The organism is Georgenia daeguensis, assembly GCF_039537705.1.
Taxonomy (GTDB): Bacteria; Actinomycetota; Actinomycetes; order Actinomycetales; family Actinomycetaceae; genus Georgenia; species Georgenia daeguensis.
Map to the genome: position 1 here is coordinate 170,697 of NZ_BAABBA010000008.1, position 22,468 is coordinate 193,164.

20 protein-coding genes are annotated in these 22,468 nt (G+C 74.5%); 8 read left to right on the plus strand and 12 right to left on the minus strand.

Translation table 11 applies throughout. From position 1 onward, the window contains the following. From ABD774_RS10160 to ABD774_RS10175, 4 genes are read left to right on the plus strand one after another with little or no spacing between them, the layout of a single operon-like run. A complete protein-coding gene (locus ABD774_RS10160; RefSeq protein WP_345040573.1) occupies positions 1-1,260 on the plus strand; it encodes a zinc metalloprotease in 1,260 nt (419 codons plus the stop codon). Beyond that, positions 1,257-1,556, plus strand: coding sequence for a hypothetical protein (locus tag ABD774_RS10165; protein WP_345040576.1), 300 nt, complete (start codon positions 1,257-1,259; stop codon positions 1,554-1,556). Before ABD774_RS10160 ends, ABD774_RS10165 begins: the two co-directional genes overlap by 4 nt. Next, positions 1,553-2,791, plus strand: a complete 1,239-nt coding sequence (locus ABD774_RS10170; RefSeq protein WP_345040578.1) for a M28 family metallopeptidase — start codon at positions 1,553-1,555, stop codon at positions 2,789-2,791. Before ABD774_RS10165 ends, ABD774_RS10170 begins: the two co-directional genes overlap by 4 nt. 11 nt (positions 2,792-2,802) lie before the next feature. After that, positions 2,803-4,200, plus strand: coding sequence for an alpha/beta hydrolase (locus ABD774_RS10175; protein ID WP_345040580.1), 1,398 nt, complete (start codon positions 2,803-2,805; stop codon positions 4,198-4,200). 93 nt (positions 4,201-4,293) lie between these two features. Here the strand turns inward: ABD774_RS10175 and ABD774_RS10180 are convergent, their stop codons facing one another. From ABD774_RS10180 to ABD774_RS10195, 4 genes are read right to left on the minus strand one after another with little or no spacing between them, the layout of a single operon-like run. After that, positions 4,294-5,199 carry a caspase family protein gene (locus ABD774_RS10180; RefSeq protein ID WP_345040583.1) on the minus strand — a complete coding sequence of 302 codons (906 nt, stop codon included), beginning with the start codon at positions 5,197-5,199 and terminating at the stop codon, positions 4,294-4,296. Continuing rightward, positions 5,193-5,897 carry a hypothetical protein gene (locus tag ABD774_RS10185; RefSeq protein ID WP_345040585.1) on the minus strand — a complete coding sequence of 235 codons (705 nt, stop codon included), beginning with the start codon at positions 5,895-5,897 and terminating at the stop codon, positions 5,193-5,195. The genes ABD774_RS10180 and ABD774_RS10185 overlap by 7 nt, the downstream gene beginning before the upstream one ends. Then, complete coding sequence (locus ABD774_RS10190; protein ID WP_345040588.1) at positions 5,894-7,348, minus strand: tetratricopeptide repeat-containing protein; 1,455 nt, start codon at positions 7,346-7,348, stop codon at positions 5,894-5,896. Before ABD774_RS10190 ends, ABD774_RS10185 begins: the two co-directional genes overlap by 4 nt. 41 nt (positions 7,349-7,389) lie before the next feature. Further along, positions 7,390-9,099: a serine protease gene (locus tag ABD774_RS10195; protein WP_345040590.1), complete on the minus strand. Its 1,710-nt coding sequence runs from the start codon at positions 9,097-9,099 to the stop codon at positions 7,390-7,392. Between the two features lie 213 nt (positions 9,100-9,312). Here ABD774_RS10195 and ABD774_RS10200 point away from each other — a divergent pair, with 213 nt between their 5' ends. Then, the gene (locus ABD774_RS10200) at positions 9,313-9,768 is read left to right on the plus strand and encodes a hypothetical protein (RefSeq protein WP_345040592.1); all 456 of its coding nucleotides are present in this window, start codon (positions 9,313-9,315) and stop codon (positions 9,766-9,768) included. A gap of 5 nt (positions 9,769-9,773) precedes the next feature. Here ABD774_RS10200 and ABD774_RS10205 read toward each other — a convergent pair whose 3' ends face one another. Next, positions 9,774-10,955, minus strand: coding sequence for a toll/interleukin-1 receptor domain-containing protein (locus ABD774_RS10205; protein ID WP_345040594.1), 1,182 nt, complete (start codon positions 10,953-10,955; stop codon positions 9,774-9,776). Positions 10,956-11,216: 261 nt separating this feature from the next. Between ABD774_RS10205 and ABD774_RS10210 the strand changes: the two genes are divergently transcribed. Continuing rightward, positions 11,217-13,304 carry a PLL family lectin gene (locus tag ABD774_RS10210; RefSeq protein ID WP_345040596.1) on the plus strand — a complete coding sequence of 696 codons (2,088 nt, stop codon included), beginning with the start codon at positions 11,217-11,219 and terminating at the stop codon, positions 13,302-13,304. Between the two features lie 15 nt (positions 13,305-13,319). Here ABD774_RS10210 and ABD774_RS10215 read toward each other — a convergent pair whose 3' ends face one another. Further along, positions 13,320-14,339, minus strand: coding sequence for a toll/interleukin-1 receptor domain-containing protein (locus tag ABD774_RS10215; protein WP_345040599.1), 1,020 nt, complete (start codon positions 14,337-14,339; stop codon positions 13,320-13,322). Positions 14,340-14,527: 188 nt separating this feature from the next. Here ABD774_RS10215 and ABD774_RS10220 point away from each other — a divergent pair, with 188 nt between their 5' ends. Further along, positions 14,528-15,880: an MFS transporter gene (locus ABD774_RS10220; RefSeq protein WP_345040602.1), complete on the plus strand. Its 1,353-nt coding sequence runs from the start codon at positions 14,528-14,530 to the stop codon at positions 15,878-15,880. A 77-nt stretch (positions 15,881-15,957) separates the two neighbouring features. Here ABD774_RS10220 and ABD774_RS10225 read toward each other — a convergent pair whose 3' ends face one another. From ABD774_RS10225 to ABD774_RS10245, 5 genes are all read right to left on the minus strand, one after another. Next, positions 15,958-16,203, minus strand: coding sequence for an SHOCT domain-containing protein (locus ABD774_RS10225; RefSeq protein WP_345040604.1), 246 nt, complete (start codon positions 16,201-16,203; stop codon positions 15,958-15,960). A gap of 20 nt (positions 16,204-16,223) precedes the next feature. Next, positions 16,224-16,442 carry a hypothetical protein gene (locus ABD774_RS10230; RefSeq protein ID WP_345040606.1) on the minus strand — a complete coding sequence of 73 codons (219 nt, stop codon included), beginning with the start codon at positions 16,440-16,442 and terminating at the stop codon, positions 16,224-16,226. A 171-nt stretch (positions 16,443-16,613) separates the two neighbouring features. Further along, on the minus strand, positions 16,614-17,687 hold the full coding sequence (locus tag ABD774_RS10235) for a medium chain dehydrogenase/reductase family protein (protein WP_345040608.1): 1,074 nt from the start codon (positions 17,685-17,687) through the stop codon (positions 16,614-16,616). A gap of 122 nt (positions 17,688-17,809) precedes the next feature. Further along, positions 17,810-18,826, minus strand: coding sequence for an acetamidase/formamidase family protein (locus ABD774_RS10240; protein ID WP_345040610.1), 1,017 nt, complete (start codon positions 18,824-18,826; stop codon positions 17,810-17,812). Then, a complete protein-coding gene (locus ABD774_RS10245; RefSeq protein WP_345040612.1) occupies positions 18,823-20,232 on the minus strand; it encodes an APC family permease in 1,410 nt (469 codons plus the stop codon). Before ABD774_RS10245 ends, ABD774_RS10240 begins: the two co-directional genes overlap by 4 nt. A 272-nt stretch (positions 20,233-20,504) precedes the next feature. Here ABD774_RS10245 and ABD774_RS10250 point away from each other — a divergent pair, with 272 nt between their 5' ends. Beyond that, positions 20,505-21,941, plus strand: coding sequence for an MFS transporter (locus tag ABD774_RS10250; protein WP_345040614.1), 1,437 nt, complete (start codon positions 20,505-20,507; stop codon positions 21,939-21,941). A 63-nt stretch (positions 21,942-22,004) separates the two neighbouring features. Here the strand turns inward: ABD774_RS10250 and ABD774_RS10255 are convergent, their stop codons facing one another. Next, positions 22,005-22,436 (minus strand): rhodanese-like domain-containing protein, encoded by a 432-nt coding sequence (locus ABD774_RS10255; protein ID WP_486327295.1) that lies wholly within the window; start codon positions 22,434-22,436, stop codon positions 22,005-22,007. Between the last annotated feature and the right edge of the window lie 32 nt (positions 22,437-22,468).

Consider the following 22,468-nt stretch of genomic DNA (forward strand, 5'->3'; position numbering starts at 1 on the left):
ATGTCCTCCACCGCCCCCGCCCACCAGCAACCGCCCACCCGGCGCTCCTGCGGCGCCATGGACGTCCACCGCCGCCTGCTCACCACCTCCGAGGCGTACAGCGCCGCGCGGTCCGAGCTCGAGAACCTGACCATCGAGCTGGAGTCGAGCATGGTGCTCGACTCCCGCGAGGTGGCACGCATCCCCGTCGTCGTCCACGTGGTCTCGTCCTCGCCCGAGGCGGAGATCTCGGACGAGCAGGTCCGCACGCAGATCGACGTGCTCAACCAGGACTTCCGTGCCACCAACCCCGACGTCGGCGACGTGCCCGCCGCGTTCCGGGACCTGGTGGCCGACACCCGCGTGGAGTTCTCCCTCGCGACGACGGACCCCGCCGGGCAGCCGACCACCGGCATCACCCGCCGGATGACGACCGTGCGGTCCTTCGGCACGGACGACGCCGTGAAGTTCGACGACAGCGGCGGCGCCAACGCCTGGCCCGCCGAGAGGTACCTGAACATCTGGGTCTGCACCCTGCGTGACGGGCTGCTCGGCTACGCCCAGTTCCCGGGCGGCGCGGCCGCCACCGACGGCGTCGTGATCACCCACACGGGCTTCGGCACCACCGGCACCGCGCGGGCGCCGTTCAACCTGGGCCGGACCGCCACGCACGAGGTCGGGCACTGGCTCAACCTCTTCCACATCTGGGGCGACGACGGCACGGGCTGCCACGGGTCCGACGAGGTGGACGACACCCCCAACCAGGCCGGTCCGAACACCGGCGTGCCCACGTTCCCCAAGCGGTCCTGCGCCAACGGCCCGAACGGCGACCTGTTCATGGACTACATGGACTACACCGACGACGCCGCGATGGTCATGTTCACCACCGGCCAGGCCACGCGCATGGCCGTCTGCCTCGACACGTTCCGCCGCGGCCTGTGGGCCGGGACGGCCGCCCCGGGCGGGGTGCCCGAGCCGGCCGTCGAACCACCGGTCCCGGCACCGGTCCCGGCGCCGAGGGGCGGGGCCACCACGGCGGGCACCCCGACGGTCGTCACCTCCGGCGAGCGCATCGACGTCTTCGTCGTCGGCGCCGACCAGGCCCTGCACCACAAGTGGTTCGACGGCCAGGCCTGGCGCCCGTCGCAGACCGGGTGGGAGAGCCTCGGCGCGCCCGACGGCGGGGGCCCCGCGCCGGAGCCCGTGCCCCAGGAGATCCCGGCACAGGAGGTCGCCGGCCGGCCGGCGGTGACGGCGCCGGCCCTCCAGGCCCACCCATGACCGTGCCGGCCGGACGCTGGGGCCACTCCCACGAGGAGGACCACGACGGCGTCGAGGTCTACCGTCCGGCCGGCTACGACTTCCCGCCCGCCCGGGGCCGGGCGTGGATCGCGGTGGCGCCGGACGGGACGTTCGTCGAGCTCGCGCCCGGCCGTGCGGACGTCCCCGAACCGGTCGAGGGGACGTGGGTGCTCGGGTCGGACGCCGGGCTGGAGAGCGCCCCGGCGGACGCCCGGGTGGCCGACGTCGTCCACGCCGGCCCCGACCGCCTCGAGCTGCGGCGGCGACCGGCGTGAGCGCCTCGGCGGCGGGCCCGCCCGGGGTGCGGATCGGCGACGAGACCGTGCCCTGGCCGACCGACGACGGTCCGTCCGGCGTCGTCGCGCGCGCCGACGCGGCAGCAGGCACCGGCACCGCCGGGCCCGGCACCGCCAGCCCCGCCCGGCTGAGCCTGGTGCAGCAGGTGGGCCGGTCGTTCCAGGGCGCCTACCCGGACGTGCGCGTGCTCGCCGACCACGGGCGCCACCTCGTGGTCCGGACGGGCGAGCTGCCGCCGGGCGTCGGCGAGGGTGAGGGCCTGCACTGGCGCGTCCTCCCGCTCGAGCCGGGTGCCGTCGTCGTCGACCGGCCGGCACCGCAACGGCGGCGGTGGGCACCGGGCGCCGGCGAGCTGCTCGACACGCTCTCCGAGCGGGAGTACACCGACTGGCTCGAACGACTGACCGCTCCCCACACCCGTCACTCGCTCCGGGCCGGGTTCACCGAGACGGCGGCCACGGCGGCCGCCGCGCTCGCCGCGCTCGGCTACGACGTCGCGCACGAGGAGATCACGGTCGGTCCGGTCGGGCGCAGCGAGAACGTCGTCGCCCACCGGCACGGGTCCGGGCCGGCGCCCCGCCGGCTGGTGGTCCTCGCTGCGCACCTGGACGCCGTCAACCACGCCGACGGGCCGGACGGCGCAGCCCCCGGCGCGGACGACAACGCCAGCGGCGCCGCCGGGGTGCTGGAGACCGGCCGGGTCCTCGCGGCCCTGGACCACCACCACGACCTGCGGCTGATCCTGTTCGGCGGCGAGGAACAGGGCCTGCACGGCAGCCGCCAGCACGTGGCGGCCCTGGCCGAGCCGGTGCGCCGGCGGATCACCGCCGTCGTCAACCTCGACATGGTGGCGCGGCGCAACACGGCCGCGCCGGGCGTGCTGATCGAGGGCGCCCCGGTCTCTCGGGCACTCGTCGACGACCTCGTCGCGGCCGCCGCCACCTGGACCGACCTGACGGTCTCGACCTCGCTGAACCCGTTCGCCAGCGACCACGTGCCCTTCATCGACGCCGGCCTCCCGGCCGTGCTGACGATCGAGGACAACGACCGCGTCAACACCGACGTCCACACCGCGGGCGACGTGCTGGCCACGCTGGAGCCGGCGCTCGCGCTGCAGATCCTGCGCATGAACCTGGCCGTGCTCGCCGAGCGCCTCGCCGACCCGGGCGCCGCGGACCGCGGCGCCGTCCGCACCGAACCGTCCAGCCGCTGAGGGAGCACGTCATGTCGCAGCCTCTCGACCACCTCGTGGTGGTCGTCCCCGGGATCATGGGCAGCGTGCTCCAGGACCGCGAGGGCCGGGAGGTGTGGTCGACCTCCCTGCGCGCAGTCGTCGGCGGCCTGCTGACCTTCGGCCGGCGGATCCGGGCGCTGGAGCTGCCCGCCGGCGTGGGCGACGACCACCCGGGCGACGGCGTCCGCGCCACCGCCCTCATGCCGGACCTGCACGTCGTCCCCGGCCTGTGGAGCGTGGAGATCGGCTACGCGGCGCTGCGCGACTGGCTGCGCCGGACCTTCGACGTCGTCACCATCGCCGACGCCACCGCAGAGCGGCCCGCGAACTATCTCGAGTTCCCGTACGACTGGCGCCTGTCCAACCGGTACAACGCCCGCGCGCTCGGCGATGCCGTCGAGCCCGTCCTCGAGCGGCTGCGGGCGGTCCGTGGCAACGAGGACGTGGGCATCGTGTTCGTCGCGCACTCCATGGGCGGGCTGGTGGTGCGCTACTACGTCGACGTCCTCGGCGGCCACGAGATCACGCGCAAGGTGGTCACCCTCGGCACGCCGCACCGGGGCGCGCTCAACGCGCTGGAGTCCCTCGTCAACGGGGTCCGGAAGGGCTTCGGGCCCGTCGGGACCGATCTGAGCGCGTTCTCCCGGAGCCTGCCCGCGCTGTACCAGCTGCTGCCGGAGTACGCGTGCATCGCCGGGCCGTCGGGGCTGCTGAAGACCACCGAGACCACCGTCCCCGAGCTCGACACCGCGATGACGGCCGACGCCATGGCGTTCCACCGCGAGCTCGAGGACGCGGCGCGGGGCACCGCGGAGGTCGTCGACGCGCACCCCGTGCTCGCCCGGACCCAGCCCACCGCGACGACGGCGCGCCTCGTCGACGGCCGGGTCGAGCCGCTGCTGACGATCGACGGGCAGGACCAGCGTGGCGACGGCACCGTCCCCCGGCTGTCCGCCGCGCCGTACGGCGTCGCCTCCGACGACCCGATCCTGCGCTACGTCATGGACAAGCACGGCCATCTGCCGGCGAGCGACGTCATCCAGGTGGAGCTCGAGGGCGTGCTCTCGGGCTCGCCCGACATCCCCCGCCGCATCGAGCCGTTCCGGGTGGGGGTGCTCGCCCAGGACGTCCTGCTGGCGGGAGAGCCGCTCGAGGTCACGGTGTCGGCCGAGCCGGGCCTGGCGATCGAGGTCGTGCTCGACGGCGCACCCGGCGCGGCCCCCGGCGTGCCGGCCGAACGGCGGGAGCTGCTCGACGACGGCGACGGCGTCTACCGGACGACGTTCGCGGCCCCGCCGCCCGGCGGCTACGAGCTCCGCGCCCGGGCCACGGCGGCCGCCGAGCGGGACGCCGTGACCACGCCCGTCGCGGTGTTCGCGCCGGTCTAAACCCGTCCCGCGCCGGTCCACGTCGCCCCGGCGACGCCGTCGGAGCGGGTCGGCGCCGTCGGTACGGCTGCCCCACGGTCAGCGCACGCGGGATCAGCCCAGCCGGTACCGCCGCCCCCACGGGACGGCCAGCGCCGCCTCGGGCGCGTCGAGCTGGGGCCGCTGGTAGAACCGGTCGGCCGCCAGGCGTTCGCGGACCCGGCGCAGCACCTCGCCGCGGGAGGCCTGCGGGTCGTCGCGCAACGTCTCGACGAGGAAGTGGGTGCACGCGCCGGAGTAGCGGCCGGCGAACAGGGCGTCCGACGCTGTCTCGTCCGAGCGGCAGGCCGCCAGCAGCACGTGGCGCGACCCCTCGCCGCCGGAGCTCCGAACCGGACCCGCCGGACCGGCCGGCGTCGTGGGCGGGACCGGTGGCACGCGGGCGGGCCGGGCGCTCCGGGCGCCGTGCGCGGGCTCCGGCGGTGGCAGGAAACGCGGCCGACGCGTGGCCGTGGGCAGCAGCTCGAGCCCCGAGCCGCTGTGACAGGTGTCGAGGACGACGTCGAGGAGGACCCGCTCGGGCACGCGGGCGAAGAGGGCGCGCAGCTCGTCGTCGAGGATGAGCGTGTCCCGGCTCCACCGCTCCCCGTCCTGCTCGAGGTCGCTGGTCGCGAACGCCTCGTCGACGCGGTCGCCCTCGTCGCCGGTGGTGTCGACGACCTGGGTGCCGTGGCTGGACATCGTGACGACCAGGTGGTCGGCCTCCCCAACCGACGCGGCCGTGACGAGGTCGCGCAGGGCGCCGAGGACGGCGGTGCGGGTGGCGGCGTCGTCGGTCAGCACGGTGACCTCCTCCGGCGCGAACCCGTACGGCCCGGTCAGGAGCGCGCGATAGTCCTCGGCGTCGTTGACGCAGCCCCGCAGCCACAGATGCTCCGGCATGTGCGCGAACCGGTTGATCCCCACGCACAGCGCACGCCTGGTCGTGCCCCTTCCCTCCACCGTCCCGCCGTTCACCACGCCTCCGGGCGGGTGAGTGCGCCGCGGAGGACCGCGCCGACCGCTGCGTCGTCGTCGCCGAGCCGGACGAGCTGCGTCAACGGCGATCCGGCGACCTTCCGGACGGCCTCGGTGCTGCCGTCGCCCGCGGTCGCGACGTCGTCGGCGAGGCGGCCCGTCCCGGCGAGGACAACGACGGGACGCCCTCGGGCGAGGCTGAGCTCGACGTCGTCCAGCGCGACCGGTCCGCCGTTGATCACCAGGGTGACCGACGGGCGCCGCTGGGCGAGCGCGGTGGCGGCCTCGTCGAGCCAGCGGGACTCGTCCCCCCAGGTCTCCCCCGGCACCACGAGGACCAGGTCGTGGTGCGGGTCGACGGCGGCGGCGTCAGGGGCGCCCGCTCCGTCGCCGGGGAGCGTCACGGTGCCGCGGGCGACGACGCCGACCAGCGGGAACGTCCCCCCGGCGGCGTGGTGCGCGGCCCCCATCGCCCGCATGACGCCGGAGTCCGTGCCGCCGTCCACCACCACCGCGCCGGTGCTGGCGAGCACAGGCACGACGTGGTCGGCGAGGACCCCCCGCACAGCCCCCTCCTGCTCCGCGTCCATCCCCCCGGCGCCGCCGACGAGGACGAGGACGGGACGCCCGGTCGCACCGGCCAGGGGGGCCAGCGCGGCCCGCAGATCGGCGATGGAGGAGACCTGTTCGAGGCGAGTCATGGCGCCGCTCCGCCTGGGTGCTGGGGTGTGCCCAGGACGCCCGGCCGTTCGACGCCCACGGTGGGCGCGACGAAGTCCGTGGGCGGCGCGGCCCCCGCGGCGGCGAGGTCGTCCGCCAGCAGCGTCTCCAGGCGGGCGAGCACCTCGCCGAGCCCGCGGGCGACCTCGCCGCCGTCGAGCCCGGCCACGAGGTCGCGCAGGTCCTGGACCGTGGTTCCCAGCCGCCAGGCGGCGGCGCCCTCGACGGCGACGGCGTCCGCCAGCCGCTGCGCCTCGGCGACGTCCCCGCGGTGGAAGGCGAGCGCCAGCATCGTGGGGCGCACCCACTCGTCTGCGGTGCCGCGCTCCAGGGCCCGCCGGCACGCCGCGAGCGCCACCACCTCGGCGTCGGCGGCGCGCGCCTCGTCGCCGTCAGCGCCGCGGGCCCGGTAGAGCAGAGGCAGGTTGCTCGTCGGGTAGTAGTCGTTCAGGTCGGCCCGCATGCCGCGCTCGTAGGAGTCGACGGCGAGGTCGAGGTAGCGGCGGCGTTCGGCCGCGCCACGGGCCTCCCGGTAGAGCTGCTTGTACCGGCCGCCGAGCAGGCCGAGCCGCTCGGAGGTCTCGCCGTACCGCCTCAGGAGCGCCTCGAGCTGGGCGGCCGCGACCGCCGGGTCACCGATCTTGGCCAGGGCGAGGCACCGCTGCTCCAGCACCAGGGGGTGCTCGGCCACCTCCGCGGGGAGCCCGGCGGCGTAGTCGAGGACGGCCTGCCAGCCGACGAGGTCGCGCAGCAGCCGGAGCAGCAGCAGGGCGTCCGCCTGGCGCACGGCGTGCTTGTGACCGTGCCGCGCCAGCACCGCCTCGGCCCGGAAGCGCTGCTCGCGCCGCGGGGCGAGGTAGGCGGCACGCACGTCGGCGTCGAAGGCCATCAGGTCGTCGGCCAGGTCGGCGAAGGCGGCGAACTGCTCCGGGTCGCGCGGCTCGGGGTAGCCGGGGACCGCGGAGAAGACCGGGGAGACGCCGGCCGCTAGCGGGCGGAGCCCCTCGGCCAGGTGCCCGCGGGCGACCTCGGCCACGGCGGGCGGGACCGTGCCGTCGGGCAGGGGGAAGCGGACCTGGCGCAGCTGGGCGAGGTCGAAGACGGGCTGCGCCCAGTCCGCGGCGGCGAGCACGCAGCCCACCCGGCTGGCGGCGTGGCGCACCCCGACCTCGTAGTAGACGTTGGCGTTGGGCAGGGAGAGGTCGGCGACGACGAGGTCACCGAGGACGAGCCGCTGGATCATCTCGGTGATGATCAGGGCGCCGACGTCGGCGTCCGCCCGCACCGGCCGGTACCCGAGGTCGGCGAGGACCGGGCGGTAGACACGGAACCAGAGCAGGTCGAAGTCGATCTCGGAGGGCACCGTGGACTCGCCCCGGCCGGTCGGCTTGAGGTTGAACGGCATCACCATGAACGCCACGGGTGCGGGCACGGTTCACCGCCTCCGGCCGACCCGCAGCGGACTCGGGGCGGTCATGCCGGCGCTCCCGGCGCTCCCGGCGCCGCCGTCGCTCCCGGTGTCCCCGGCCCCGGCGTGGGCACCCCGGGTGGCGAGAGCGTCGCGGCGATGGCCGCGCGGATCGCGTCGAGCCGGAGGCCCTCGTTGGCGGCGTGGACACCGCCCCCGGTCAGCCGCGGCAGGCGGTCCCCGCCGGAGTGGTGCAGCGCCACCACCCGCCAGTGCGCGTCGTAGACGGGGCTGCCGGAGCTGCCGGGCTGGGTCGGGGCCCGGTAGTGCAGCCGGGTGGCGTCGGCGTCGAGCAGCTCGTTGTCGAGGATCGAGATCTTCACGGTCGCCGCCCCGAGAGGATGGCCGACGACGTACACGCGTGCGGGTGGCACGCCGCCGAGGGCGGGGACGTCGCCAGCGAGGGCGTTCGCCTCCACGCCGTCGGGCACGCGCGGCAGGTCGAGGACGGTCGCGTCGAACCGGCTGACCGGCGAGGTCCACAGGACCCGGCCGACCGGGACCGCCGCCGTCCCGTCGGGGGTCCGCAGACCCCGGAAGGTGAGACGCGCGTCGCCGGGGGCGACGGCGTCGGGGATGACGTGGGCGTTGGTGAGCAGGACACGCTCGGGGAACGAGGGGTGCAGCTCCGCCCCGGCGAGGACGAACCCCGTGCCCACCGGCTCCTCGTAGGCGTTCTCGACCCGGGCCACGGCGCGGCAGCGGCGCAGCAGCTCCTCGAACCAGGACTGGGTGAGCGCCCCCTCGGGGCCGAAGACCTTCTCGAAGCCCGCGACGGCGGCCTCCGTGCGCGCGACCGCCGTGCCCGTGCCGGCGGCCAGCGTGAGGGCGGCCCCCGGCTTGGTGAGCAGCAGCGCCTCGAGCGGCGGGAGGATCTGCGCGCCGGGCGCCTCGGCGTGGGAGAGCTGCCAGACGTCCACGAGCTGGCGCCGCAGGCTGGCCAGCTCGAACGCCCCGACGCCGACCGGGTGACGGCGCAGCCGGGTCAGCGCCGCGTCGGTGCGGCCGAGCGCGATCTCGGCCTCGATCGCGGTCGCCCACTCCCACGGCCCGTCCTCGTGCCGGGCGACGGCCTCGGCCACCCGTGCGGCGATCTCGCGCCCGGCGGCCCCCGGGTCCGGGACGTCGTCGAGGGGCAGCCCCTCCCGCTCGGCCCGCAGCAGCAGAGCCGCGGTGTTGATGCCGTGCCACAGGTTCCCCGGGTCCGCCTCGTAGACCGAGCGGTAGGCGTCGACGGCGCGCGCCAGGTAGGCCCGGCGTCGGCGGGCGGCACCCGGGGCCGTGGCGAGGAAGAGCTCCTTGCAGGCGCGTCCCTCGAGCCCGCGCGCCTCCGGGGTGGCGCGGGCGTCGTCGTCGAGCAGGCCGCGCAGCAGGGCCAGCGCCGCGGCCGGCGCGCCGCGCTCGACGAGGGCGAGCGCGTAGTGGTGCACCACGACGCCGGAGGTGCCGCCCGCCTGCACGACCGCCTCGGCGAGCCGCTCGACCAGGTCGAACCGGCGGTGCCGGCGCAGCAGCGCCAGGCCGGAGACGGGGCCCGCGGCCTCGGGCTCGGGGCCGGTGAGGTCGGTGGCGGCGGCCTGGACGTCGGCGGTGGCGCCGTCGCCTCCGGCCAGCCGGGCCAGGGCGCCGGCGAAGGACCGCTCGACGGCGGCGTCGTCGGACCGTGCGAGGGCGTCGGCGAGACCCTCGTTCAGCTCGCGCCAGCTCGTGACCACGACGCACCCCAGCCTCCGGCGGTGCGCGCCGTCGCGCCCCGGCCGTGCCTCACGCTGGACCCGCCGGGGGCGGCTGTCAAGGGGCTGCGGGCGCCGGGTCGCAGCGTTGACAGCCCGCCGGGGCCGCCGGAGCATGGGCCGCGGGACTCACGACGGTGTGAGCAGCTCCGCAGGCGGGTGACGCCCCCGGCTGCGCCGAGAGGGAGGACGACGATGTCCGGCACGACGCCCGAGAAGAGGTCCGGCACGACGCCCGGGGACAAGGCCTCCCCGCCCCGCTCGGGGCTGTCCGGCGTGCCGATGGTGGTGGCCGTCGGCGCCGTGCTGGTGTGGCTGGGGTTCGTGATCGTCCTCCTGACCCGGACGGGCACGGACAGCGAGCAGTGGACACGGCTGACGTTCGTGTTCGCGTCGGTGCAGGCGCTGGCGTTCGCGGCCGCCGGTGCGCTGTTCGGCGTCACGGTGCAGTCCGCGCGGGTCGAGAAGGCCGAGCGGGCCGCCGAGGAGAACGCCGAGGACGCGGCCAACGGCCGGGCGCTGGCGGCGTACACGATCGCCGACGAGGAGACCGGGGAGGAGACCCAGCTCGAGTCGCTGCCCGGTGCCGGGGCGGCCGACGCCGTGCGGCGCCGGCACGCCGAGGTGGCGCGGCGACTGTTCCCGGGCTAGTCCCGTCAGGGCAGCTGCGTCACGTGCACGTAGTTGATCTTCGTGTTCTGCCCGCCGACGCAGTCGACGGTCAGCACGCCGTCCGTGACCTCCACCTGTGTGCCGTTCTCCTCGTACAGCTCGGCCGTGCCGTCGAAGCCGGAGATCACCGGCACGCCCTCGACATTGATGCTGTGCGCCCCGGTGGGGGCGGCGTCGCCGACGGAGACGTCGACCGCGTACCGGCCGTTCGGCACCGCGATCTCCCAGCTCCCCGGGTCCCCGGCCTGCATGTGCATCAGGGTGTCCCGGCGCTGCTCGATGCCCGGCGTGTCCCGGTCCCGGCCCTTCCCGACCATGTCGTAGGGGTCGTGTGTGCCCTGGTGGACCCAGCCGTACGTCAGGCCCTCACCCTGGTCGGGCCCCTCGCGCGGGCCGAACGGCTCCCCGAAGTCGGCGAGGTACCCCTCGGGCGTCTCGGACCCCGGCATCTGGAAGTTCACCCGCGCCCGGAGGAGCGCGACGGTCGGCTCCTGGGTCGCCGTCGCGGTCTCCGTGCCGGTCGTCCCCTGCGCGCCCGTGGGACCGGTCGCCGTCGACTCCTCCGCCCCCGCCCCGCCGTCCTCCGCGCCGTCCGGCCACAGCAGGGCGCCGGTCACGACGGCGGCCACCGCGGCGACAGCCAGGGCCGCCCGCCCGGCGCCGGTCCGCCACCAGGGGCGGTGCAGGTGCCGGAGCGCGGTGACGAGCTGGCCGACGTCGTACTGGTAGCGGGTCGCGGAGATCTCGATGGCCTGCCGTGTGGTCAGACCCTGCAGGTCCGGCGGGAGGTCCTCGGCCCGGGGCATCACTGCGCCGTCGACGAGGACGGGGAAGACGCTCACGCCTGCGGAGAGCGCGCGGGCGACCTCGGTGCGCACGTAATCCCGGGGGTCATCGAGGCGGCGACGCCCGTCCTTCTCCGTGGCGGCGACCCAGCCGGGCCCGATCACGACGACGACGGCGGTGCACCGGTCCAGGACGTCTGCGAGCACCTCGGTGAAGTCTTCGCCGGGCCGGATCGAGCCGACGTCCATGAAGACGTGATCGTCGTCGAACCGCTTGACCAGGCTGTCGTGGATGCGGCCCGCCGTGCCGGCCGCGTCGCTGCGCCGGTAGCTGATGAAGACGGTCAGAGGCCCGGCGCCTCTCTCCTCCCGAGCGCTCATGGGCGTCTCCTGGTCGGGCGCCCCAGGGCCGCTCCCCGGGGCGCCGGCTGCTTCGACGGCGGCGCCTCCTTGCGCCGTCGGGCCCTCTTTCCGGCGTCGGGCCCTCTTTCCGGCGTGACGAACGGGACGAACCCGCGAGTCCAGGGTACGCGCGGGGGTCGCCACGAGTAACGCGCCAGTGACGGCGCGGATGGGAAGATTTTCGGCGCCGGCAGCGTCGCCGGCGGCGGGGCCGGCGCTCTCCGGCCGGGGGAGGTTGTCATGGGCAGTTTTCTCATCCAGGGCAGGCACGGCACCAAGGGCAACTTCGAGGCCGTCGTCCCGTCCTCCCACGGCGGGGGCCTCGTGCACCTGTGGCGCAACAACGACGCCGGCGGGGTCTGGAGCGGGCCGGGCTGCTTCGGCGGGGCCGCCCGGTACGTCGGCACGTCGCTCATCCAGAGCAACTACGGCAGCCCAGGCAACCTCGAGGTCGTCGCCACCGACCAGGCCGGCAACCTCGACTTCTTCTGGCGCATGGACCGCGCCCCCTGGACCTGGTCCGGCCCCTTCCGGATCGCGAGCGGGCTCACCGGTACGCCGTCGCTCATCCAGAGCCGCCACGGCACCAAGGGCAACTTCGAGGTCGTCGTCCCCCACCGTGACGGCGGCCTCGCCCACCTGTGGCGCAACAACGACGCCGGCATGACCTGGAGCGCCCCGGGCCGCTTCGGCGGGGCCGCCCGGTACGTCGGCGCCTCCCTCATCCAGAGCAACTACGGCAGCCCAGGCAACCTCGAGGTCGTCGCCACCGACCAGGCCGGCAACCTCGACTTCTTCTGGCGCATTGACCGCGCCCCCTGGACCTGGTCCGGCCCCTTCCGGATCGCGAGCGGGCTCACGGGCGCACCGTCGCTCATCCAGGGCCGCCACGGCACTAAGGGCAACTTCGAGGTCGTCGTCCCCCACCGTGACGGCGGCCTGGCCCACCTGTGGCGCAACAACGACGCCGGCATGACCTGGAGCGCCCCGGGCCGCTTCGTGGGCGGGCCGCGGTACACCGGCGTCGCTCTGATCCAGGGCAACTACGGCAGCCCCGGCAACCTCGAGCTGCTCGCCCGGGACGAGGCGGGCAACGTCGACTTCTTCTGGCGGATGGACCGTGCGCCGTGGACGTGGACCGGCCCGTGGCGGGTCGGCGGAGAGATCTCACGCTCGGTGAGCGAGTGCGTCTACAGCTGGACCTCGGCGTACCACCAGGGTGACACGCACGTCACCGTGCGGATCCAGCTGGTCCCCGAGGGCGGGGTCACGGCCGCCCAGATCGCGAACCTGCAACCGACGTGGCGCAACGGGATCATCTCGAAGTGGGCGAACCGGTTCGACTGCCGGGCCGGGAACGGTGACCGCAAGGCCATCACGTTCGACGTGCACTGGGTCACGTCCGGGGCGCACCACGTCGTGCGCGTCCGGCCGGGACCGGCGCAGTCGAACATGACCAACTGGGACACCTCCGACTCGGGTGACGTGGCGTCCCACGAGTTCGGCCACATGCTGGGCCACCCGGACGAGTACGCCTCCACCGCCTGCCCCGCGCGTTCGCCCGTGAACACCGGGACCGTCATGGACGACAACACCGAGACCGTCCAGCGCCTGTACAACCGCATCGCCGCCTTCCACTGCGGCCACGGCCCCGCCGCGCCGGGCGCCGGCGAGCCGCCGGAGGCCGGGGAGGCCCGCACGGACAGGGAGACCGACATGCCGGATCTACGTTCCCTCGACGCCCTCGAGCCGGCCCGGCGGGCGGAGGCGCTGGCGCGGCTGCGCGCCGCGGGCGAGGCGAGCGACGGCGACCGCGGCCGCGCCGGCGGTGGGCCCGGCGGCGACGTCGGAGCGGGCGGCACCGAGGAGATCTCGTTCGACATCACCGGCGGGGCCCCGAGCGAGCGGTACCTGTTCCATCTCGCCGTCACGGCCGACGGCGGGGCCGAGAAGCGCGTGGTGGACGAGCTGGGCGGTGGGGACCGGGTGGAGTCCGTGTCCACGGTGCCGACCGACGTCGCCGCCCGGGTCTTCGCGGCCGCCGCGGAGGCGGGGCTGCTGGCCGACGAACCACCGTCCGAGGCGGCGCTGCGCACCGAGGGCGAGATCGTGCCGGACTCGATGATCGCCATCGTCACCCTCCGGTCCGGCGACGCGGTGCGCCGCGTGGTCGTCCCCGCCGCCGGGCCGGACCAGGCGGCGCGGGAGCTGCCGGGGGAGCCGGCGGACGTCCCGGTCGGCACCGACTTCCAGCTCTCGCGCGAGAGCGCCACGGCGCTCGCTCCCCTGCTCGGCGCGCTGGCGGCGGTGGAGGCGGAGCTGTCATAGGCCGCCGTCACCGCCTCACGAGCCGGGCGTGAGGGCGAAGTTCGCGTAGTAGTTGTTGTCCCCCACCGTGAGCCGCAGACCGCCGGCCGGGTCCTCGGTCACCTCGTACCCCACCCGTGCGCGGCTGCGCTGCCCGGGCTCCGGCAGCTGCGACTCCACCGAGTAGCAGGTCTTCGTCTCGTACGCGATCCGCGCCACCTCGAGCTGGCTGTAGACCCAGTCGCCGTGGTTGCGCACCTCGCCGAGGTTGTTCGTCATGATCGAGGTGATCACCACCTCCCAGGACCCGTCGTCGTTGTCCTGCGCGAAGACGTCCGTCACGGTGAACTCGAGCGTCCCGCCGTCGGCCTCCTCGACCACACCCGACGCCGTGCCGTCCGGTCCCAGCAGCCGCTCCCAGGTCTCGTCCGGGTCCGGGCAGCCGGTGAGCGCGCCGACCGTCTCCCCGTCCGTCCCGGTGGTCCCGCCCGGCTCGCCCGGGTCCGGCCGCAGCAGGGCGACGGCGACCACCGTGGCGACCGCCGCGCCGGCCAGCACGCCGGCCCCGACGAGCACCCAGAGCCGCCGCCTCGTCGGTGCCTCGCGGCGTCCCTCGAGCAGGTCGAGCAGAGCCTGGACGTCGCGCAGCCAGGTCTCGTCGTCGAGAGAGATCGCCTGCCGGCGCGCGAGAGGGACGAGGTCCTCGGGCAGCTCGTCGGCCCGCGGGAGCCGCGCCCCGCCGACCAGCACGGGCACCACGAGGAGCGAGCGCCCCAGGGCGGCGGCGATCTCGCGGCGCACGTAGTCCTGCGGGTCGTCCAGCCGCGGCCGTCCGTCCGCGGCTGCCGCAGAGAGCCACCGCGGCCCGATCACGACGAGCACGGCGTCGCTGCGCTGGAGGGCGCTGTCGATGGCGTCGGCGAAGTCCCTGCCCGGCCGGATCTCGGCGACGTCGAGAAACACGTCGGACCGGCCGAGGCGCCGGCGCAGTTCGTCGGCGAGCCGACCGGCGTGGGCGGCGCTGTCCTCGCGCCGGTAGCTGAGGAAGACGCGCATCCCGCACCAGCTCCTCACGCATGGTGCGTCAACTATCCCGCCGCGCCGGACGGACCGGCAAGGGTTGGCGGCGCTCTCCGCGTCGTGATCGCTGCATGGGCCGACGTCCCCGAGCGGGGTTAGTGTGCCGACATGCGTGCTCCCGGGATCCTCGTGCGCGGCACGGCCCCCACCGCCGGTGCCGGCCGGTGAGCGGCACGGTGGAAGGCACGGCCCGCGCCTGGACGCCCTGGCGGGTGGTGCTCATGTTCGGCGGGGTCAGCCTCGCCGCGGACATGGTCTACGAGGGCGCCCGCTCGATGTACGGCCCCCTGCTCGCCGCGCTCGGCGCGAGCGCGCTGGTGGTCGGGCTGGTCACCGGCGCGGGCGAGGCGATGGCGCTCGTGCTGCGGTTCGTGTTCGGGCCGCTCGCCGACCGCACCGGCCGGTACTGGGCGCTGACGATCGCCGGCTACGGCCTGACGGCGGTGTGCGTGCCGCTGCTCGCCGTCACGCCGTTCGTCGGCGGGGCCGGCCTCGCCGTCGGGATCGTGCTCATCCTGCTCGAGCGGTCCGGCAAGGCGGTGCGGAGCCCGTCGAAGTCGGCCCTGCTCGCGCACGTCGCCGCCGAGGTGGGGCGCGGGCGCGGATTCGGGGTGCACAAGGCGATGGACCAGGTCGGTGCGTTCGCCGGGCCCCTGCTGGTGGCCGCGGTGCTGGCCGTCTCGGGTGCCATCTGGCCGGCGTTCCTGGTGCTGGCGGTGCCGGGTGCGGCCGCGATGGTGCTGCTCGCGGTGCTGCGCGCCCGGGTGCCGGACCCGTCCGTGTACAACGGTTCGTCGCCGCGCGCGGCGGACGCGTCCGCGGCGGATGCTGCGGCCGGACCCGGGGACGAGACGGAGCTGCTTCCCGCGACGTCGGCCCCGGCCCCTCCGGCGCGGCCCCGGCGCGGGGTGCGCACCTGGCTCGCGGAGTCGGTCGGGGCCGGGCTGCCGCCGGAGTTCTTCCGGTACGCGGCGGCGACGAGCCTGACCACCGGGGGCCTGGTCACCTTCGGCGTCATCTCCTTCCACCTCACCACGGCCGGGCTCGTGCCGGTGGCGACCGTCCCGCTCGTCTACGCCGGGGCCATGGCGGTGGAGGCGCTCGCCGCCCTGGTGGTCGGCTCGGCCTACGACCGGGTCGGCGCCCGGGTGCTCTACGCGGTCCCGGTGCTCGTGGCGCTGGTGCCGGCGCTCGCGCTCTCCTCGGCCCTCGCCGCAGTGCTCGTCGGGGTGGTCGTCTGGGGGTTCGCGTTCGGGGTGCAGGACTCGACCATCAAGGCCCTCGTCGCCGAGCTGGTCGACGCACCACGCCGCGCCACCGCCTACGGGGTGTTCGCGGGGATCCAGGGGGCGCTGGCCGTGGTGGGCGGCGGCGTCGTCGGCTGGCTGTACGAGGTGTCGCTGCCGGCGCTCGTCGTGGTCGTGGCGCTCAGCCAGGCGGTCGCGCTGATCCTGCTCGTGACCACGCTGCGCCGGTTCGAGGAGCGCGCCGGCATTGGGGCGCGCACCCGGCACTGACCAGCGCCGCGCTCCGGGGACGACCCGACACGGGACCTGTCGCGCGCTCCTTCTCGCCCAGGACGCGCCCACGCACGCTACTTCCCGCCCAGGGCGCGCAGCCGTTCCTGGTACTCGGCGGTGTCGATCTCCCCGCGGGCGTACCGCTCGTCGAGGATCGCCCGGGCGCTGCTGCGGCCCTGCTCAGGGGTGCGCGGGGCGCCGCCGCTCTGCCCGCGCGCCAGCACTGCGACCAGCACCACGACACCGACGAGAACGACCAGCAGGATGACCCAGAGCCAGCCCAGGCCCATCCACCAGCCCATGTGGTCCCAGCTGAACATCAGCCACCTCGGTCCCGGCCTCAGCCGTGATCGTGCCCCTCCCAGTTCGAGTACCCCTGGTGCACGACGCCCGGGTTGTGCTCGCCGTCGAAGTGCTCGTTGTGCTCCACCACGTGCTTGCCGAAGTCGCTGTGGCCCGGCGGGTCCGTGGGATCGGCCGACGCCGTGCCGGTCGCTGCCACCACGCCGAGGGCGGCCAGCAGCATCACCACGGCCGGGCGCCTGTGCAGTCGTGCCATCGGAGCCACCTGCCCGTTCAGGTCGAGTTCCCGGCGGAGCGGGTCGCCCCGCCGCTGGGTCTTCTCACCATGGGACCACTCTCGGCCTCGTCCCGGGGTGGGACCAAGGACCCAGCCGGTCTCGAGCCCGTCGAAATCTCCCACCACGACTCGCCTGCTCATCAGCGGACGTCACGGCACCAGGACGATCTTCCCCCTGGCCGCCGAGCTCTCGAGCAGCTCGTGGGCGCGGCGTGCGTCCGACAGCGGGAGCCGTTCCGCCACGACGGGACGGATGTCGCCCCTGCGGAGCAGGTCGACCAGCGCGAGGAAGTCCTCGCGGAACCAGTCGGGGTGCCGAGGCCCTCCGCCGACCAGACGCGCCGGACGGCGCGGCGCCACGGGCAGCAGCTGGCGACTGTCCCGCAGCTTCTGGATCCGGTAGACCAGCACGCGCCGGCCCGGCGAGAGCAGGCCCCGGAGCGCCACGGCCGCCGTCGTCCCGTACCACTCGAACCAGCCCCGCCAGCTCTTCCGTCCGCCCGCCATCGTGGCGTAGTGGCCGTACAGGACCAGCCGGCCGCCGGGCCGCAGCGCACGGAAGGAACGCAGCGAGATCGTGCCGCCGAAGCCGTCGAGCGCCACGTCCACGCCCGCGCCGGTCAGCTCACGCACCCGGGCCACGAAGTCCTCGTTGCGGTAGTCGATCGCGACGGCGCCGAGCCGCTCGACGGCGCCACGGTCGTGCGCCGACGCCGTCCCGTACAGGCGCACGCCGGCCAGGGCGCCCAGCTCCAGCACCGCGGTGCCCACGCGCCCCGCCGCGCCGTGGACGAGCACCGTCTCGCCGCGGCGGACCCGGGCCGAACGGTGCAGGAGCTGGTAAGCGGTCGTGTAGGTCAGGACGAGGCTGACCACCTCCGCCGGGTCGAGATCCGTGGGCACCTCCACCGCCTCGGTCTCCGGCACGCAGACGTCCTCCGCGTAGGCGCCGTACGCGGTCAGCGCGGCCACCCGGTCCCCGACCCGCAGCCGCGAGCAGCCCGGCCCCCGCTCATCGACGACGCCGACGAGCTCGTACCCCGGCGTGAACGGCGGTCTGGGCACACCGAGATACGTGCCGGCGCGCAGCAGCGCGTCGGTGAAGGACACCCCGGCGGCCAGGACCCTGACCAGGACCTCCCCCGTACCCGGCCGCGGATCGCGGCTCTGCACCACCCGCAGGACCTCGGGACCGCCGAAGCGGTCCACCACGACGCGCCTCATGGGGTCAGGCATACGCCCAGCGCGCGACCGGGGACAGGGACCTAGGCCCCTGGCGTCGCCAGGGCGGTGCGCCTCCGGCGGTGCCCCGTCCCCGCGGCCCTCACCCTGCGGCCACGCCGGCCCTACCGGCCTCGCAGGTGCTCCTCGCCGGTGCGCCGGAGCCGGGCGTGGACGTCGTCCCACACCGACGCCCCGTCGAGGACGGTCTTGGGCAGCTTCGCGACCATCGTGTAGTTCGTGTCCACGACGTTCCCCGCGGGCGCCAGCCCCGCCTGGCTCACCAGCTGGTAGGCGTCCAGGGTGTCCATGCCGGTGAGGCTCTCGGTCCACCGGATGAGCTCGGTCTGGCTGAGGCGGAACGCGTCCTCCAGCGGCCTGACCGACCCGGTGGTCATGATGAATCGGTCGTCCTCGATGCGTGGCGTCGCGATCGGGGCCGAGCCCTTGATGAGGTCGACGACGATCGTGGTCGCCATGGCCGCCTCGACGGCGGTGCCGCAGACCTCGCCCTCCCCCTGCCGGCAGTGCCCGTCCCCGAGGGAGAGGTGGGCGCCGTCGACGAAGACGGGGAAGTACACCGTCGCCCTGGCGCGGGTCTCGGGGGTGTCCATGTTGCCGCCGTGGAAGGAGGGCGTCACGGTGACGATCCGCTCGAAGGCGTCGGGGGCCACGCCGATGGTCCCGTGGAAGGGGTCGAGCGGCAGGTCGACGACGTAGTCGGAGTTCCGGGCGGAGAACCGGCACGTCCCCGCCTCGGCGTCAATCTCGTACATCCACACGCGCTCCTCGAGCGCGTCGTGGAGCATCGCCGTCGTGTGGGTGGTGGTGAGCGCGCCGAAGTGCGGGAACGTGGACGAGACCGCCCAGTCCCGCCGGGGCCGCACCTCGGCCAGGTGCACCGCGAGGATGTCGCCCGGCTCGGCGCCCTCGACGGCGATGGGTCCGGTGACGGGGTTGAGGAACGGGAACTTGCACACGACCGAGGGCAGGTCGTCCACCGAGCGGACCTGCCCGCCGTAGCAGTCCTCGGTGCTCAGCTCGATGACGGATCCGGGCGGGACGGTGAGGATCGGCTCCTTCCCGCCGAAGGTGAAGGAGTACTGGTCCGGCTCGGGGTGCAGCTGGAAGACCTCGGTCATGGCTGGTGCTCCATCCCGGCGAGCTCGGGCTCGCGCTTGGTCGCCTTGAGGACGATGAGGATCAGGACGCCGATCCCGGCCCAGATCAGGCCGATGGTCTGCGCGGCGATCGAGGCGTTGATGACGACGAACAGCAGGATCGCGAACCCGATGATCGGCATCACCAGGTGGCGCAGGTAGTCCGTCGACCGGTTCCGCACGACGAAGTGGTTCACCACGGCGGCGTGCAGGACCAGGAAGGCGGTCATCGCCCCGAAGTTGACCAGGGTCGAGAGCAGGGCGATCCCGTCGCCGCGCGTGGACATGTAGAGCCCGAGGAGCAGGGACACGCCGGCGGCCACGAAGGTGGCGTTCACCGGCACGCGGTGCGTCGGGTGGACCTTCGCCAGGAACCTGGGGAGCTCGCCGTCGCGCGCCATCGCGTAGAGCAGCCGCGAGGTGGCGGCCTGGGCCGCGAGCGAGTTCGCGAAGCCCCAGGCGATCGCCGTCGCGAGGGCGGTCAGGACGGCCAGCCACCCGCCCCCGGCGACGGCGGCGGCGTCGTAGAACGCCGTCCCGGCCGGGTCGCCCTCGGTCAGGAGAGCGTCCGTGTTGGGCACGAGCATGGACGCCACCCACGTCTGAACGATGAACAGGGCGCCGGCCACCAGGAGGGCGGCGACCATGGCCCGGCCGATCTGCCGAGACTCCTGCTTGTTCTCCTCGGCGAGCATGGAGATGCCGTCGAAGCCCAAGAACGAGAGGACGGCGATGGAGACCGCCCCGAGGATCACGCTCCACTGGAAGGTCTCGGGGTTGTAGAACGCGTCGAAGCTGAACCCGTTGCCCTTCCCCTGCGCGACGGCGACCACGCCGATGACGATGAAGATCGCCAGCACGATGAGCTCGCCGATGAGCATGATCTTGTTGACGCGCGCGGTCATCTCGATGCCCATGTAGTTCACGACCGTGTTCAGGACGATGAACAGGATGATCCAGACCCACACCGGGACGACGGGCACGATCGAGTTCATCGCCACGGAGGCGACGAGGTAGAGCAGGCCGGGGACCAGGACGTAGTCGAGCATGATCACCCAGCCGGCGAGGAAGCCGGCCGACGGATGGATCCCGCGGCCGGCGTAGGTGTAGACCGAGCCGGCCATGGGGAAGGCGTGGGCCATCTGGGCGTAGGAGTTGGCGGTGAACATCATCGCGACCATGCCGATGACGTACGCGAGCGCCACCATGCCGCCGGAGCCCTGGTAGACGCTGCCGAAGATGCCGAACGGGGCGATGGGCACCATGAAGATGAGCCCGTAGATGAGGAGGTCGGCGAACGTCAGCGAGCGTTGCAGCTCCTGCTTGTAGCCGAACTGCTCCACGCTGTCGTCCCGCACGGGGCGCTGGATCTCTGCCGGTTCGCTCACGAACCGCTCCTTCCGCTGGAGAACGAGGTCCCCCGGAGGTGCTCAACGGCGAAAGCCAAGCACTTCGAGGTTCATCGCGCACGCCGTGCGACCGGCTCTCCGACCGCGCCCGACGGCGACGCCCGGCCGCCCCCGCTCGACCGGCTCCCGGGCCGCGACGAGGCCCGCGCCTCGACCGGCTCCCGGCCCACGACGAGGCCCCGAGCCGCCGTCGGAAGGTCGGCGTAGGGTGCGTCCCCTGACCAGCCGCGACCAGACCGCCGACGGGGACGATGAACAAGGCCAGAGACTCGACGACGTCGGCTGCCGTGCGCGACGTCGGCTTCCGCTCGGAGCGGGGCCCCGTCCTCGTTGCGCTGATGCTGACCACGGCGCTCATCGCCATCGACGCGACGATCGTCGCGACGGCGATCCCGTCGATCGTGGCGGACATCGGGGGGTTCACGTCCTTCCCCTGGCTGTTCTCCAGCTACCTGCTCGCCCAGGCCGTCACGGTGCCGGTCTACGCCAAGGTCTCCGACATGGTCGGGCGCAAGCCGGTCGTCCTCGTCGGGATCGGGCTGTTCCTCCTCGGGTCGGTGCTATGCGGGTTCGCGTGGAGCATGCCGGTGCTCATCGTCGCGCGCCTCGTGCAGGGGCTCGGGGCGGGAGCGGTGCAGCCGATGGCGATCACGATCGCCGGGGACATCTACACGGTGGCCGAGCGGGCCAAGGTCCAGGGCTACCTCGCCAGCGTCTGGGCGGTCTCCTCCGTCCTCGGCCCCACCCTCGGCGGCGTCTTCGCGTCGTTGGGGCTCTGGCGCGCCATCTTCTTCGTCAACGTCCCGGTCTGCCTCCTCGCGGCCTGGATGCTCGGCAGGTCCTTCCACGAGTCGGTCCACCGGCAGCGGCACAAGGTCGACGTCCTCGGCGCGGTCCTGCTCACGGTGGCCCTGAGCCTGCTCATGCTCGCGCTGCTCGAGGGCGGGCACTCGTGGGCGTGGGGCTCCCCGGTGGGCATCGCCACGGTCGCCGCCGGCGCCATCCTGCTCGCCGGTTTCGTCCTCGTCGAACGCCGGGCCGCCGAGCCGGTCCTGCCCGGCTTCGTCCTCACCCGGCGCCTCCTGCTGACGACGACGCTCATCGCCTTCGGCGTCGGCGCCATCCTCCTCGGGCTCACCTCCTACGTCCCCACCTACCTTGAGGGCGTCCTGGGCGCCGAGCCGATCGTCGCCGGCCTCGCCCTGGCCGCACTCACCATCGGCTGGCCGATCGCCGCCTCGCAGGCCGGGCGCATCTACCTGCGGCTGGGCTTCCGGGCGACGAACCTCATCGGGATCGCGGTCGTCGTCGCCGGCACGGCCCTGCTCGCCGTCGTCGTCATGCTCTCCCCCACCGTGCTCGGGGTGGCGGCGGCGTGCTTCGTCGTCGGCCTCGGTCTCGGCCTGACCTCGACGCCGAGCATCGTCGCGGCGCAGTCGAGCGTGGAGTGGGCCGAGCGTGGGGTCGTCACCGGGACGAACATGTTCGCCCGCTCGGTCGGCAGCGCGTTCGGCGTCGCCGTGTTCGGGGCCCTCTCCAACGCCGTCTACGCCCGGCTCGGCAACCACGGGCCGGGCGCGATCGCCGACGCCACGAGCGCGGTGTTCACGGCCGCCGTCGTCGCTGCGGTCCTCACCGCCGCGGCGGTGCTCGCGATGCCGAGGGCCAGGGCCGCGCCGACGCCCTGACGCCGCGCGTCCGGTCGGGTTTGGTCGACCAGCGCCCGCGCGCGGGCTTGTGCGGCCAGCATCTCAACGTCGAACGTCAGCCGGCCCCTGGCTCATCGGCAGGCCGGCGGCCCGCCACGCCGCGGCGCCGCCGACCATGTCGGTGGCCCGGTGCAGGCCCACCGCACGCAGCGACGCAGCCGCCAGGCTCGAGCTGTACCCGTGACCGCAGACCACCACGACCTGCAGGTCGTAGCTGGTGGCCTCAGGGATGTGCCAGCGGCAGGCCGGGTCGAGGCGCCACTCGAGCACGGTCCGGTCGATCACCAGCGCCCCCGGGAGCTCGCCCTGCTCGCGTCGCTGAGACTCGGTGCGCGTGTCGACCAGCAGCGCTCCGGCGGCGACCGCCGCCACCACCTCCGGCGGCTGCAGCCGCCTGACACCCGCTCGTGCCCCGGCGAGCACGTCCTCGATGCCCACCCGCACAGCATCGCTCCTCGACCGGTGCCGATCCAGGGGTCGGCGGCCCTGAAACTCCGCCCGAGCGG